The 14,830-nt window shown below is 44.5% G+C and carries 12 protein-coding genes and 2 riboswitches; of the genes, 5 read left to right on the plus strand and 7 right to left on the minus strand.

Annotation, left to right across the window (positions count from 1 at the left end; genetic code table 11):
* Positions 1–342: 342 nt before the first annotated feature.
* A complete protein-coding gene (locus tag KNO79_RS13445; RefSeq protein ID WP_214691503.1) occupies positions 343–1,185 on the plus strand; it encodes a VanW family protein in 843 nt (280 codons plus the stop codon).
* Positions 1,186–1,211: 26 nt separating this feature from the next.
* On the opposite strand, the gene KNO79_RS13450 is transcribed toward KNO79_RS13445, so the two are convergent.
* The 6 genes from KNO79_RS13450 to KNO79_RS13475 form a co-directional block, all read right to left on the minus strand.
* Positions 1,212–2,573 carry an NCS2 family permease gene (locus KNO79_RS13450; protein ID WP_015880700.1) on the minus strand — a complete coding sequence of 454 codons (1,362 nt, stop codon included), beginning with the start codon at positions 2,571–2,573 and terminating at the stop codon, positions 1,212–1,214.
* An 88-nt stretch (positions 2,574–2,661) separates the two neighbouring features.
* Positions 2,662–2,763, minus strand: a riboswitch (purine riboswitch).
* A 134-nt stretch (positions 2,764–2,897) separates the two neighbouring features.
* Positions 2,898–4,421, minus strand: coding sequence for a glutamine-hydrolyzing GMP synthase (gene guaA, locus KNO79_RS13455; RefSeq protein ID WP_251125342.1), 1,524 nt, complete (start codon positions 4,419–4,421; stop codon positions 2,898–2,900).
* A 111-nt stretch (positions 4,422–4,532) separates the two neighbouring features.
* Positions 4,533–4,633: riboswitch (purine riboswitch) on the minus strand.
* A 41-nt stretch (positions 4,634–4,674) separates the two neighbouring features.
* The gene (locus KNO79_RS13460) at positions 4,675–6,774 is read right to left on the minus strand and encodes a transglutaminase domain-containing protein (protein ID WP_214691505.1); all 2,100 of its coding nucleotides are present in this window, start codon (positions 6,772–6,774) and stop codon (positions 4,675–4,677) included.
* Entirely contained in the window at positions 6,771–7,841 is a 1,071-nt protein-coding gene (locus KNO79_RS13465) for a DUF58 domain-containing protein (RefSeq protein WP_159563475.1), read from the minus strand. Before KNO79_RS13465 ends, KNO79_RS13460 begins: the two co-directional genes overlap by 4 nt.
* A complete protein-coding gene (locus KNO79_RS13470) occupies positions 7,838–8,788 on the minus strand; it encodes an AAA family ATPase (RefSeq protein ID WP_074034693.1) in 951 nt (316 codons plus the stop codon). The genes KNO79_RS13465 and KNO79_RS13470 overlap by 4 nt, the downstream gene beginning before the upstream one ends.
* Before the next feature lie 171 nt (positions 8,789–8,959).
* Positions 8,960–9,565: a flavin reductase family protein gene (locus tag KNO79_RS13475; protein ID WP_196431509.1), complete on the minus strand. Its 606-nt coding sequence runs from the start codon at positions 9,563–9,565 to the stop codon at positions 8,960–8,962.
* Between the two features lie 241 nt (positions 9,566–9,806).
* Here KNO79_RS13475 and KNO79_RS13480 point away from each other — a divergent pair, with 241 nt between their 5' ends.
* Both KNO79_RS13480 and KNO79_RS13485 read left to right on the plus strand, forming a co-directional pair.
* Positions 9,807–11,648: an ATP-binding protein gene (locus KNO79_RS13480; RefSeq protein WP_214691506.1), complete on the plus strand. Its 1,842-nt coding sequence runs from the start codon at positions 9,807–9,809 to the stop codon at positions 11,646–11,648.
* Between the two features lie 198 nt (positions 11,649–11,846).
* Positions 11,847–12,164: a hypothetical protein gene (locus KNO79_RS13485; protein ID WP_074034697.1), complete on the plus strand. Its 318-nt coding sequence runs from the start codon at positions 11,847–11,849 to the stop codon at positions 12,162–12,164.
* Between the two features lie 47 nt (positions 12,165–12,211).
* On the opposite strand, the gene KNO79_RS13490 is transcribed toward KNO79_RS13485, so the two are convergent.
* Positions 12,212–13,477 (minus strand): helix-turn-helix domain-containing protein, encoded by a 1,266-nt coding sequence (locus KNO79_RS13490; protein WP_159563472.1) that lies wholly within the window; start codon positions 13,475–13,477, stop codon positions 12,212–12,214.
* A gap of 259 nt (positions 13,478–13,736) precedes the next feature.
* Here KNO79_RS13490 and KNO79_RS13495 point away from each other — a divergent pair, with 259 nt between their 5' ends.
* Both KNO79_RS13495 and KNO79_RS13500 read left to right on the plus strand, forming a co-directional pair.
* Positions 13,737–14,414, plus strand: coding sequence for a hypothetical protein (locus KNO79_RS13495; protein ID WP_074034698.1), 678 nt, complete (start codon positions 13,737–13,739; stop codon positions 14,412–14,414).
* Between the two features lie 65 nt (positions 14,415–14,479).
* The gene (locus KNO79_RS13500; protein ID WP_074034700.1) at positions 14,480–14,782 is read left to right on the plus strand and encodes a hypothetical protein; all 303 of its coding nucleotides are present in this window, start codon (positions 14,480–14,482) and stop codon (positions 14,780–14,782) included.
* The last annotated feature ends 48 nt before the right edge of the window (positions 14,783–14,830 follow it).

A 14,830-nucleotide genomic window follows, 5' to 3' on the forward strand; every position in this document is an offset into this window, starting at 1 on the left:
GACGAAGCTTGCGCTTCATTCAAAAATTGTAAAACTTATTTTTGCCTCATCGTTCAGTTTTCAAAGTTCGTCTGCCGCTCTTGGCGACTAAATGATAATAACATTTAATTCATTTTGATGTCAACAACTTTTTCGTTTGTTCAACGTTTGTCGCTGGCAACAGAGATAACTATATCACCTGCTTTTTGATCTTGCAAGCATTATTCTAAAAAAACTTTTAAATCTTTTTCTACATCATCCAAAGTTCGAATCCCAACTCCTTAATGGAAGAAGGAAGAATAAATCACTTTAAAGAATACACTTATATCTAATAACGACTATAAACCTATAAGGAGTCAACCAATGATGCAATCCGATCTACAGCGGCCTAAGAAACGTTCACCGTTCAGAATCTGGTCTGGTACACAAATTTATACGCTTAAGCGACGAATAGAATGGATGACGGACAAACGAAAGTATGTTTCAAAACGAAACACTGAACCGATGTCATATCTGATCCATACACACCGAACTCCTTTGTATCGCCAACTCCGAGATGTCGACATGGAAGTCCAGCATAACAAGGTAACCAACCTAAAAATTGCAATCACCAAACTGAACGGCTCTATCCTGACTCCAAACGATGTCTTCTCCTATTGGAAGATGATCGGCAAGCCAACGAAACGTAAAGGATACGTCGACGGAATGATTCTCCATTACGGAAAAGTCACTTCAGGAATCGGTGGCGGACTTTGCCAACTGTCCAATCTAATCTATTGGATCACCTTACATAGCCCATTGACCGTGACCGAACGTTATCGTCACAGCTACGATGTGTTCCCAGATTACCGACGGGACCAACCTTTCGGAAGTGGCGCGACATGTTCTTATAATTATCTCGACTTACAAATCACAAACCAGACGGCACAAACGTATCAACTCCTTCTATATATAGAGGGAGATCATCTCGTCGGGGAATGGCGCTCGAACATCCCGAATAAAGAACAGTATCGTATATATGAAGAAAACCATCATTTCACCCGGGAATGGTGGGGTGGAACGATACGACATAACCAGATATTTAGAGAAGTCATTTCAATGAATGGCACACATCTTCGAAATGAGTTCATCACAGAAAATCACGCGATCACGATGTACGATCCATTCCTTCCTGAAAATACTGCATACAAAAAAGCCGACTCGTAATAACAGAGCCGGCTTTTCAAATGAACTTATGCGTGTGGCAAGAACATGAAGTATGCCAAGAAGATGACCAACATCCCGTACATGATCGGATGAATCTCTTTCGTCTTCCCTTTTGCAATCATCATGAGTGGGTAAAGGATAAACCCAAGCCCAATTCCCGTTGCGATTGATGATGTAAGTGGCATCATGATAATCGTCAAGAATGCAGGAACTGCAATCTCGATCTTTTTCCAATCGATATCAAGAAGAGCCGAAGCCATGAGCACACCAACAATAATCAGCGCAGGAGCTGTGACCGGCGCCGTAACAACTGCCAAGAGAGGCGAGAAGAACAATGCCAAACCGAAGAACAATCCTGCGAAAACAGCAGTCAATCCTGTTCGTCCACCAGCAGCGACACCTGCTGACGATTCAACGTATGAAGTCGCTGTAGATGTTCCGAAGATTGCACCTGCCACCGTCGCTGTCGAGTCAGCTAACAACGCCTTACTCGCACGTGGTACTTTATTCTCTTTCATGATCCCAGCTTGACGCGCTACCGCGACGAGCGTCCCAGCTGTATCAAAGAAGTCGATGAAGAAGAACGTCAAGATGACAACGAGCATTTGAAGCGTGAACACATCACCGAAGTTGATGAAGGCTTGACCGAATGTAGATGACATACTCGGCGGCATCGACACAACGTCTGAGATCGCTGTCGGTGTCGGCACAAGACCGAAAATCATCCCGACAATCGCCGTCAACAACATCCCGATGAAAATACCACCTTTGATGTCGCGCGCCATAAGCAAGGCGCTGACCACAAGACCGAACACCGCGAGAAGCGTCGTGCCCGTACCAAGTGAACCAAGACTAACAAGTGTTGCTTCATTCGCGACAACGATGCCTGCGTTTTTCAAACCGATGAAAGCGATGAAGAAACCAATCCCTGCAGCAACCGCCATTTTGAGAGGAGCCGGAATCGCATTAACAATCGTTTCGCGAATTCCTGATAACGTCAATACGATAAAGAAGAGACCTGATACAAGTACACCTGACAAAGCCGTTTGCCAAGAAATACCCATCCCGATGACGACGCTATATGCGAAGAACGCGTTAAGGCCCATGCCTGGCGCAATCGCAATTGGGTAGTTCGCGAGAAGTCCCATCGTCAATGAACCGACTACCGCGACAAGACCTGTCGCCACGAAGACCGCTCCAGTATCCATACCCGCTGCCCCAAGAATGTTCGGGTTAACGAAAAGAATGTACGCCATCGCGAGGAAAGTTGTAAATCCTGCGATCAGTTCCGTGCGGACACTCGTACCGAGTGCTGTGAGTTGGAAGTAACGATCGATCCGACTCGTCGTTGATGGTTGTTGCTGTTCTTGCTTGAGCTGTGTGCTCATTTGTTTTCCTCCTTGTGCTCGCCGTAAAACGAGAAAAGGCCCCCGGCAAATGACCGAGGACCCCACGCGAAACATACGAGGGCATACACCCTCATCTATGTCTCGCCGTAGTGAAATCATTTAAGGTGATTTCGTAGAGACTCTCGGGCCATATCCCCGATATTATACGGCAAAATATTTTATAATTGTTCGGTTATAATAAGAACGTTCTTATCGTATCAGCGTAAAAATAGAATGTCAACTAAATTCACGGATTTTACATCGATAAAAAACGTTAATGTTCGGTTTTAAGACAAAACAGAGGGGAATCCCCCTCTGTTCCGCTTATTCCCATTCGATTGTTGCAGGTGGCTTAGACGTGATGTCATACAGCACACGGTTAACGTGGCTGACTTCGTTTACAATCCGGACAGAGATCTTCTCAAGCACATCCCATGGAATACGTGCCCAATCAGACGTCATGCCATCAATTGAAGTGACCGCACGGACACCGACAGCATAGTCGTACGTACGCTCGTCACCCATGACTCCGACCGAGCGGATTGGTGTGAGCACCGTGAAGTATTGCCAGATGTCGCGTTCAAGACCGGCTTTCTTCACTTCGTCACGCAAGATCGCATCCGATTCACGGACAATTTCTAACTTCTCTTCCGTGATTTCACCGAGGACACGAATTCCGAGACCTGGACCTGGGAACGGTTGGCGCCAAACGATATAGTCAGGAAGACCGAGTTCTGTACCGAGTGCACGGACTTCGTCTTTAAAGAGCGTGTTGAGCGGTTCGATCAACGTGAAATTCATATCTTCCGGCAACCCACCGACATTATGGTGTGATTTGATCGTTTGCGCTGTATCTGTGCCGCTCTCGATGATGTCTGTGTAGAGCGTCCCCTGTGCGAGGAAGTCCATATCGACGAGTTTCGATGCTTCTTCATCAAATACGTAGATGAACTCGTTTCCGATAATCTTACGTTTTTGCTCAGGGTCCGAGACACCAGCCAACTTCGTCAAGAAACGTTCTTGTGCATCGATTTTGATGACTTTCATGTTGAATCCGTCTGCGAACGTCTTCATGACGCTATCCGCTTCCCCTTTACGAAGGAGACCATGGTCGACAAACATACACGTCAACTGGTCACCGATTGCGCGATGAACGAGTGCGGCCACGACAGAAGAGTCGACACCGCCCGAAAGCGCACAAAGAACTTGCTTATCGCCAACGATTTCACGGATTTTCTCCACTTCGAGGTCGATAAAGTTTTCCATCGACCATTCGCCTTTCGCACCACATACTTCATAGATGAAGTTTTTTAAGATGTCGTTTCCGTACTCCGAGTGACGAACCTCTGGATGGTATTGGACACCGTACATTTTCAACTCATCGTTTTTGATTGAAGCGACCGGGCAAGACGGGTTCGTTCCATCGACGATAAATCCTTCCGGTGCTTCCATGACGAGGTCACCGTGGCTCATCCATACTGTATGTTCGACTGGAAGACCGTTATAAATCGCTGATGCTTCCGGCGTCGAGAACAATGTCGCTTTTCCATATTCACGATGAGCGGCGCGTTCCACACGACCACCGAAGTGATGTGTCATAAGTTGCATCCCGTAGCAGATTCCGAAGATTGGAATACCTAGTTCAAAGATCTCTGGATCACAACGATATGCGCCTTCCGCGTATACGCTATTCGGTCCACCTGAGAAGATGATGCCGACTGGGTTCAATTCGCGAATCTCGTCTGCCGTCATCTTATGCGAATGCAACTCACTGTATACGCCAAGGTCACGGACACGACGTGTGATCAACTGGTTATACTGACCACCAAAATCAAGCACCAAAATCATTTCTTGTTCTACTTTCACGAAATCTCCACCTTTCTGCCTTCTCCTCAAAAAAAGGACGCGCCTCTCCCCCAGATTATCCAAACCGAAGAAGAAGCACGCCCTTTTCTTTGTATACGAAACGTGCTCCTTCATAGTCGGTCCATTTACGGTGGTCCGGTAGAGACTCTCGCGCCAATTCACGAGTATATACGAAGGAATGCCATGTTCAATTATCTAACTAATGCGTCTATCTTACTTGATGCATCCCGTCACTTCAACTCATAATTCGATGAATCATGATTTTCCAATATTCTTTATATTTTGAATTCGGCTCTTGTTCCGCATAAATAGCTTGCTCAAACAAAGCCGTCAGACGGGTCATATCATTCGTTTCATAGTAGGCGTCGACCTCTTTGGCGAGTTCCGAAGGCGTACGTCCCTCAATTTTGAATCCGTTCGCACGCAGTCGTTTCATCAAATAGCGGTGCATCGAGACGAGGCGCCCATCCGTGAGCGGACGACTCATCCACCAGACATACATGATTTGACGCTCGATGATTTTCCGGTTCCAAACGAGGACCGCCACGAGGAAGAGAATGACAACCCATCCCCACACCGGCATGTTACGTGCCTCCTCTTGAACATCACCTGTCGTCACGTCATCGATCAACAAATCTTCTTGCGGACGGTTTTGCGTATCGTTGTCCTGATTTGCTTGGGGATCATTCGCAGCCGGCGTCGTATCTTCTGTATCCGTTTCTCGTTCCATCTGCAATAAGTTGGCGTCCGAGAAACTGATTGTCGCTTCTAACGGAACCCAGCCCGCGCCTTCAATGAAATACTCGACCCACGAGTGGGCGTGACGATTTCGAATCGTATGTTCTTCCTCACCTTGAATGACCCCTCGTGTGTCACCCATCGTAAATCCTTTTACCCAACGCGTCGGTATGCCGTTCGCGCGCAGCAATACGGCAGCTGACGTCGAGAAGTTATCGCAATACCCGATTTGTGTGTCGAACAGGAACTGGTCAACATAATCCGTGTCCCCTTCCGGTTGTGCCACATTTTCGGTGTCGTATTGAAATTCTCCATTTCGGAAATAAGCTTCTACCGCTTCCGCCTTCTCGTTCGGTGTCTCACTCTCCGCCGTGATGTCAGTGGCTAAATCTCGTACACGCTCTGGCAACGATTCCGGTAGCTGTAAATAGACCTGTTGCTCTTCTTCCGTGAGCGATGTGATCTCTTCATTTAATGCCAGTTGTTCTTCAGAGAAAGCCGGGACACTATAACGAAGTTGGATCGTCCGCGGAGTCGATTGTTCCTCATTTTCAAATACAATCTTTCCGGACGGTTGCATCGTAATCGTCTCGTTCGGGAAAGCCCGTTCGATATCACCGACTCGAAATTCGGTACCGGACTCTGTTTCGATAGCTTGCGGATATTCTCCACCATAAGGAACAAACGGTTGTCGGCGCTCAAAACGTAACAGTGCCTGTTCCGGTGTCGTATCCACTTCCGAGTCCACTAACTGACCACGATTGTAGTTAGAGTCCAGGACTGGTGATTCGACCCAACCTTTCCCCGTATAAATCGCCTTGGATTCGATACGCCAATAGCGTGCCGGCACGCCGCGAGCGATGAAGACGATGCCGTCATCCTGTTCGAACGGACCACCTAGCGATTCGTCGTTCACTCCATACCCAACTCGACCCGGGCCACTCCCATCACCTTCCGTCGTCGCATTCCGAAAACTCGTAGTGATACGGTCAGACCAATCGCCTTCAAGCGTGGGTGAAGCACTTGCGAGAGCCACGACGACACTGAGGAGTAGTCCGATACTGACGAATCGGACGAGCGATTGACTCGGTCGTTTTGCCAAATCGGTGACAAATAGTAAGAGGAGCGATGTGACGATGGCATACAGGATATTGCCTTCCCCGTCATACAACGTCCACGTATCAAAATAGGCCATGATGCCGAGAGTCGACACAATCATCCCAAGGGCAAAACTATAACTTGGATACGTTCGTCCGACGAGCACAGCAAACAGTAAGCCGATCAGCGCCATGGCAGAGAAGAAAATCGCTTCATTCGGCAGTTCACCGCTCATGACACCCATCAAATCTTCCATCCATAGACCAAACCAGTCCAAAATACTGCCGTGATAGGCATACAAGACGATGAGGAAATTAAGAAGCGAGATCCCAAGAAAAGCTGCCCAAGGCAGAATACTGGCAAACATCGGCACGATGAGCAGGAAGTAAAACGGCCACGTCACATCGAACGTCGTACTTCCAACAATCGGCTCAATCCAGAACGACAACAAATAGGCGGCAAGCGCCGTATAGACGATTCGGGTTACCCATGTCTTCATACCGTCACCTCATTAACTGCCGTGTAGAGATGATAGCTACCCTGTGTCTCATGCATCAACTCTCGAATGGACGTCGTTTCAAAAGGACTGATCAAAATCAAATCTCCAGTTTGTTGAGGCAGTTTCTGCTTCACTCGTTCGACGAGACGCCCCTCAGCTTCTGGCGTTGCGGTCAACAAGTAATGACCGACTTCTGCACTCTGGTCAGGAAGATGGAACAGTCGCACCTGCTCTTCAATGACGTAGAGCTCAAACGGCAGATTTTTTCGTTCTAACTGACGAATCGCTCCAACAAGTAAGGATAGGGAACGTTCAAATGCCTCTTCATACCCGGCAGAGACGGCTGGTACGAACACGAGTGAAAGCTTCTTCTCTTGTTCCTGGTCAAACGTCTTGGTCATCAAGTTCCCTCGGCGTGCGGATGCCTTCCAATCAATCCGTCCGATTCGGTCTCCTGCCGCATACTCCCGAACCCCGCTGGTCGTATTGGCCACTTCGGTGTATGTCCGCATTTGACGATATTGCTCCCCACGACCCCCGACATGTTCGTCTCGAGGTAAATCAAACGGCAATTCAGCGGGTGACACCTCGACGACCGTCTCGAGTCGTAACGTCCGCTTCCGGTCGAACAGACCAAATACGTCACGTACATGTAGAACGGTGCGGTCAAAGACATGAATCCCACGCTTAATCGCCTCGACCTCATAATGGACGACTTCTGCTTGTCGGAAAAAACGGTCTACAGGCACGACAATCGTCTTGTCTTCATCCGTCAAACGTTGTGGCAATCGCTCCTCTAACGTGACCATCCCAATCAAGAAAGGATACTTCCGTTCAATTCGTAACTCGACATCCATTGTTTGTCCAGAAACAAGTCGCTTCGTTGTCACACGGCGCACCACATTTGCCGCTGTGACCGGATAAATCATAAAGAGTGTCCAGTAGACGGTCAACACAGCGAACGACCACCATAAGGTCGAAGCGACGATACTGCCTTCGATGCGGGCAAATGCATACAATCCGAATGCCGCCGCCCATACAACGAACAGCTTCATCCAGTTTTTCATACTTCATTGACCTCACGATCCATCGGGACAGGCAACGTATCCAGCCAATCTTGAATCAACTGATTCGGTGATTTTCCTTTATACCGTGCTTCTGCTGTCAAGAGTACGCGATGTCCGAGCACACTCGTCGCCATCGCCTTCACGTCATCCGGCAAGACGAAATCGCGATTATGGATATACGCCCACGACTGTGCCGCTTTCATCAACGCCAGTGTGGCTCGCGGACTTCCTCCTAAATACGTATGCGGATCTTTTCGAGACTCATGCACCAATCGCACAATGTACTGTTTGACCGCACTCGACACATGCACGTCTCTCACTTCACGTTGCATGAGTTCAACTTCTTGCTTCGTAATCACGCTCTGAAGCGCCTCGAGCGGCTCTTCTTTTTCAAACCGCGACAATAATGCAATCTCTTCATTGAATGTCGGATAGCCCATCTCGATTTTAAGTAAGAAGCGATCCAACTGTGCTTCCGGCAACGGATACGTCCCTTCATGCTCAATCGGGTTTTGTGTCGCCATGACGAAGAAAGGTGACGGTAACACTTTCAATTCCCCGTCCACTGTTACACTTCGCTCAGCCATCGCCTCAAGAAGAGCCGATTGCGTTTTCGGTGAGGTCCGGTTAATTTCATCCGCTAAAATGATGTTACCCATGAGCGGACCTGGTCGATATTCAAATTCCCTCGTTTTTTGGTTGTACATCGAAATCCCGGTCAAGTCGGACGGTAGCATGTCCGGTGTGAATTGGATGCGCTTAAAATCTAAGTCAATCGCTCGGCTGAACGTACGGACGAGCATTGTCTTTCCGACTCCTGGTACGTCTTCAAGCAGCACATGCCCACCTGCTAGCAAGGCAGTGAGACTTTTTGCGATGACTTCTTCTTTTCCGACAATCACGGTTTCAATAGCAGTAATAATCGATTGGACAGTTGGACGGTACATGACGGACTCCCCTTTTTCTCTGATCTAGGATGACTGAAAGTTAGAATGTTCTGACTTTATTGTGACACAAGCGAGTGTCGGAAAGAAAGAAATACCGCACCCAAATGCGCTTCCTATTTCTTTACCCAAAAAACGTGTCCGTTCTTTAGAAAAAACGGGCACGTTTATCGATTACTCTGGACGCTTCACGTCAAATAGTTCCCCAAGGGTCGCATAACTATTGCCGGCCATCCGACTGACAGGCGCAAGCCGTTTAGCATCGATGCGTCCTTGAGTATATAACTCTCGGTCAATATGGAAACGGACAATTCGCGCAATCAATAAATCGGCAGTCGTTTTTCCGTCATGTTCGATCGGCAAGTGATGATGGAGCACACATTCAAAACGGATTTTTGCTTCTTTGACCCCTGGAGTCGAAATCACATCACTCGGTTGAAGCGTAAAGTCTGTACGAGACAGCTCACTCTCATCTGCCGCAAGGTTGGCGGCCGTCTCGTTCACGTTGATGACGTTCGTTTCATCTACGACATGAATCACTAGTTCATTCGTACGGAGTGCGTTACGCGCCGTGTCTTTCATGACGCCATCTTTTCGTTGAACTGAGACGGAGACGAGCGGAGGGTTGGATGCGACTACATTAAAATAGCTAAACGGGGCGGCGTTAATCACGTCCCCATTTTGTGTTGTGACAAACGCAATCGGTCTTGGCACAATGCTGCCAATCAAAAACTTATATGTGTCTCGTTCAGTCAAGGCAGACGGTTCAATTGATAACATAGACTACACTCCTCGTTGTTTTATCTTAATATCAAGGTAATCACTTCGTTAAATAATGTCAACGCAAAGCAGGTTGACACGTGTACATTTCATGTATTTTGGGTAAATCGCATTATGTGAATCTATTTTAATGCACGTTGAATAAGCAAATTGCTTCATTTTCTCTTCCCGGTCTCATAGAATTCAGGGCAAGGAAAAGATGACCTATCGTTTTTTATGTTCAAGGAAGGAAGTAGAACGAATGATCAGCAAGTGGATTGAACAATTGAACAGTCGTCAAATACTCAGTATTTTATATAGTGTCTGTGGATTCAGTCTGGTTTTAACCTTGATTGGAGCCTGGTTCGTGCGTGATGGGAATGTCTCTACTCTCGAACTCACTGCTCTCCGATGGATTTGGATGATCGGGCTCGTCATGTTCATCAGTGCCATCTTATTAATCGGACGCCCGCTCATCAAACGGATGGCCGACCAAAACAGCAGACTGAAAGCGAAGAAAGAAAAGCTTGAGAACGTATTAAATGAATCGAAATTAAATGAAATTAATCTTCAATATCGCAACGAGTTGATTGAAGTATTGGCTTCGAAAGAATCCTTATTTGATTACTCTTCTGTTATTGAAAAGATTGTGTTGCTTACAAAATCTGAGTTCGGTGCCCTCTTACTCACTAAAGACGGAGAAATCACGTCTGTTGTACCGAAAGAGATGACCGAAGATCAACAAGAAAGTCTAAAGAAAGATTCCCTTTTGCTTAAACGAGTCATGATTTCAAAGTTACCGGCCGCCACTTCTAAGCGGGTCGTCGATGCGTTACACACGTATCCATATTATATCTATGAGACGGTCATTCCCATCATGGACCCATCGGATAATAGTCTGATCGGCTGTCTTTACTTGGCGCGTTACGACGAACAATACGATGCCAGTGAAAAATCGGAATTGAACGCATTCGCAGGTCAACTTGCCATCTCACTTCTCCGCATGCAGCTTTATCGCCAGATGCAACAGGATCGGAAAGAGACGGCGCAACTAATCAATTCTGTACGTGAGGCCATTTTATATGTGAACTATGAAGATGACACTATCGTCGGCAATCGCGCCTTCATCCGTATGTTTGATGATTTACACTTTGACTATAAGGGATACGAAGAACTCTCTGCCATTGACATCGATATCGAACAGCTGGCGGAACGGGTCGATCAACATGAACAGTTTGTCCGATACTTCGAACGCGTCTTCACGCAAGACCCGCCGGAGGATGGGCTCACGATTTCAATCGACCAAGGCGATTGCTTCATTCAACTTTATGCCGAAAGTGTCTATCGAGACCGTCGACTCCGTGGAACGATGCTCGTCTTACGTGACGTCACGGCCGAAACAGAAATCGATCGGATGAAATCCGAACTCGTCTCGACCGTCTCACATGAATTACGGACACCATTGTCCTCGATTTACGGATTTACTGAACTGATGCTGTCACGAGATTTGAAGGAAAGTCGTCGTGAACTGTATTTGAAGACAATCCACGATGAAGCGAAACGACTCTCGTATCTCGTCAACGATTTCTTGGATCTTCAAAAAATGGAGTCTGGAAAGCAAACGTTCGAGTGGGAACCGGTCGATTTATACAAGCTCATCACAGACAGTGTCGCGTTTTATCAGGAAACGACGGACCGGCATGAACTATTCATCGATGCCGATACCGAACAAGACTTTATTATCGATGCAGACTTAGAAGGGATGCGTCAATTACTTGGTAACCTATTAAGTAACGCCATCAAATATTCGCCAGATGGCGGGAATATCCTTGTATCGCTCGAACGTATAGACGAAGAGGTCGTGATGAAAGTGAGAGACCACGGTATGGGTATACCGAGTGCCTCGCTCCCTCACCTCTTCGGGAAATTTTACCGCGTCGATAATTCGGATCGTCGTAAAATCGGAGGTACCGGTCTCGGTCTCGCAATTTGTAAAGAAATTGCCAAAGCCCATGATGGTCAACTCCATGTCGAATCGGTATACGGGGAAGGAAGTACATTTATCTGTGAACTCCCAACCTCAAAAGAACACATCATGCAATAACACGGTCGATATGACCGTGTTATTTTTGACTCTTTTTTTGCCTAATTTGGAAGGAATCCTTTTACAGAATATAGAAAGGAAAGAAACCGATTCATTTTCGTAGATGTAGGTTACCCTATCCATTTATTTTTGCACGTTTTAAGTCAAAAACAAGATATACTGAATATAAAGAGATTGCTAGGATCGGAGGACTTGCCATTGGATCATCGTGACCCACCTTTTTCAGAAATTGGAGATTTTAATCAATGGGGACGTTTCGAGATTGACGTGCCTCACATGGGGGAGCAAGCGAAGTTTCAAACTGCCGCTGCTTTGATTCGGAAGCATGTGCCATTGCGGCTTGGTGGTTTTTACATTGTTGCTAGCGAAGAGGAGATTTTGCATAGTGGCTCTCATGATGCGAATCTTCAAAAACATTTGATTCATCTATTACAGCAGGTCCTTAACGGTCATATAGAAGACGAACGCCTCGTTCAAGAACAAGTGTGGACTGTGCATTATTTTACAACGCCATAGAAAAGAACTCGATTTAAGTATCATTACTTATCTCGAGTTCTTTTTGTTTACTCCCAACGTGACATCATTGAGATTGTTTTTTCATAGTATTCTGTAGCAAGTTTGTACTTTCCTGTGCTTCTTAATTCTCTAGACAACCACAATGCATACTTATGAGTGTAGTATTCATCATATGCTTCAAAATAATTAACAGCTCTTTTTAGACTTTGGATTAACTCATTTTGATCAATTTTTTTATACTTACTTACGTAAATATCAAAGTGATAGTTAAACTCTACTAAATCATCTTGATCCCCTTTTAACTCATAGCCTATTGCCAACCATTCCATAATGCCTTCAATATTATTTTTAGCGGCATTGACTTCAAGCAAAGACATTACACTATATAGTTTACTTTTTGCTCCTTCTTTAACCTTAAAACTATCAAGAAAATATTTTTGTGCTTTCTCTTGATCCCCAATTAAAAAATATATATCTCCCATATTGTTATAAAGCATTCCATAATAATCGTTCAATTTTGCCTTATCTGCCACTTTCGCTGCTTTTTCATAATGTTCTAAAGCAATTGTGTATCGTTTCCGACGTTTAAATGACAAACCAATAATCATGTGCGACTCGATAATTCGTTCCAAGCAAAAATTCTCTTGAAAATACTCGAGTGCCAACTTCACGTAATCAATAGCTTGAGAATAATCTGTAAATCGGTGATAAAGGGCGCCCATCACATATCGCATATCTGCTTTTTCCCAATCAGGAATACTTGAATCCGCAAGCTCTTTACCAACATTCTCTAACAAACTCACAGTAGTTTCTCGATCAGCCGACTGATAGAGAAACATGTAGAGGCACTGCAATAAATCGTATCGCAAACGATTGTCTTTGTTTAGTTGATCTTTAATCCAACCTACTTCAATTAAATATTGAACATTACCACCAGGTGTGAGACCAAATCGCGCTAGCGTGATTAATAAAGTAATGTACAATTCCTTCGATTGTAAGACAACAGGATTTGTTTTAAATTTTTCAATCCTCTTAAAATACTTATCTTCTTGGCGTGACAATAATGCTTCTTTCAATATATCTCGAATTTCTTTTTTAGTTTGATCTACTTTTTCACTGAAGTCATAATAAAGTGGAACCTCTAATTCTAACCTTTCAAAAATCAGTTCTAAGACTTCGTCACTAGGAGTAGTTTGATTATTTTCAATTTTACTTAAGTATGAGATTGAGCAGATTCCTCTAGCAAGCACTGACTGCTTCATATTTTTCCGCATACGTTCTACTTTTATTAAATTCCCAAAGTTATATTCCATATCAAAAAGTAGCCCCTTCGAACTAAAATGGTTGGTTTTTTTAAAAAATATTAGTCTTTTTGTCACGCATACAGGAAATTCGCCACAAAAAAGCATCTTAAAAGAGCATTTCTAGGAATGATTTTCCCAACCAAAACATCCCCCTTTATAAAAGATGACATGATAATATTGAACTAGTAAAAACAGTTTCTACAAATTTCCTAGTTAATTTTTACTAAATAACACATTTCAATTATTTATCCGGGGGTGAAAATGACAAATGGGAAAACTAAGTTTCTTACTTGCCGAAGACTACATTAAGCCTAAAATTTATTTTAAGTCAAAGCAAGTTCCAACCATGGATACAATGTACACTTCTGAAGATCATAATAATTTTTCAGGGTTAGAACACCTGACCCAATTGTTAAGTTCTCCTAGAGGTTTCATTGTAAACGCTTTTCAAATCGATTACTATCAATCATTACCTCGACTGATAGCTCGTTCATTGAATCACATTCACTCTTTCAAAAAACTTTATATTCTAGGACCTGAACTTTCCCTCTCGATTTTAAAACGAAGTACAAAAACAATTTATGAAAAACAGTTACTTGATTATGAATATATTAACGTTGAGCAGGATTCAGACTTTGTTACTAATCAATGCATGACCCTACTTGAAGAAGGACATATTTTGTATATTTTGCCCGAAACATCAGTTTGCTGGAGACCAAATTTACTCAATGAAACTGATAAGATATCACATTCTCTTTGCAGTACGTTATTGAGTCAACAAGTAAATGTTTCTATTCTAGCAACTGCTGTAAAAAGTGAATCTGAAAAAGTAGTGATCTTTCCTGCCGACACTCCAGATGCTTACTCAGGAGATTTGGAGACACGTATATATCAGCAATCTGAGACACTATACCGATTGTTCGATTCTTTGAAAGCTGACGAATGATCTATGATAATTTAGGTTTTTCTGCTTTAAAAGCATAAAATAATAATTTGATGGAGGTTTTATTAATGAAAAAAGTAACAGGAATACTATTTATCGCTACAGCAGTTTTACTTTTAGGAAGTTCTGTTAGACCTCTAGTAGATGATATGCCTCGCATTGTTAAAGTAAATGAGCCCGTCAAATTACACGTTGATGATATGCCTCGTATCGTTAAAGTGAACGAACCAATCAAACTCTTTGTTGATGATATGCCTCGCATTGTTAAAGTAGACAAGCCTGCTAAACTATTCGTTGACGACATGCCTCGCATTGTTAAAGTAGATGAACCAGTTAAACTACTTGTTGATGATATGCCTCGCATCGTTTAATCTGATTTACTCCAGACGCCTTGTGCGTCTTTTTTATTTTAAGAAAAA

It is taken from the genome of Exiguobacterium sp. s43 (assembly GCF_018617255.1).
GTDB lineage: Bacteria > Bacillota > Bacilli > Exiguobacteriales > Exiguobacteriaceae > Exiguobacterium > Exiguobacterium profundum.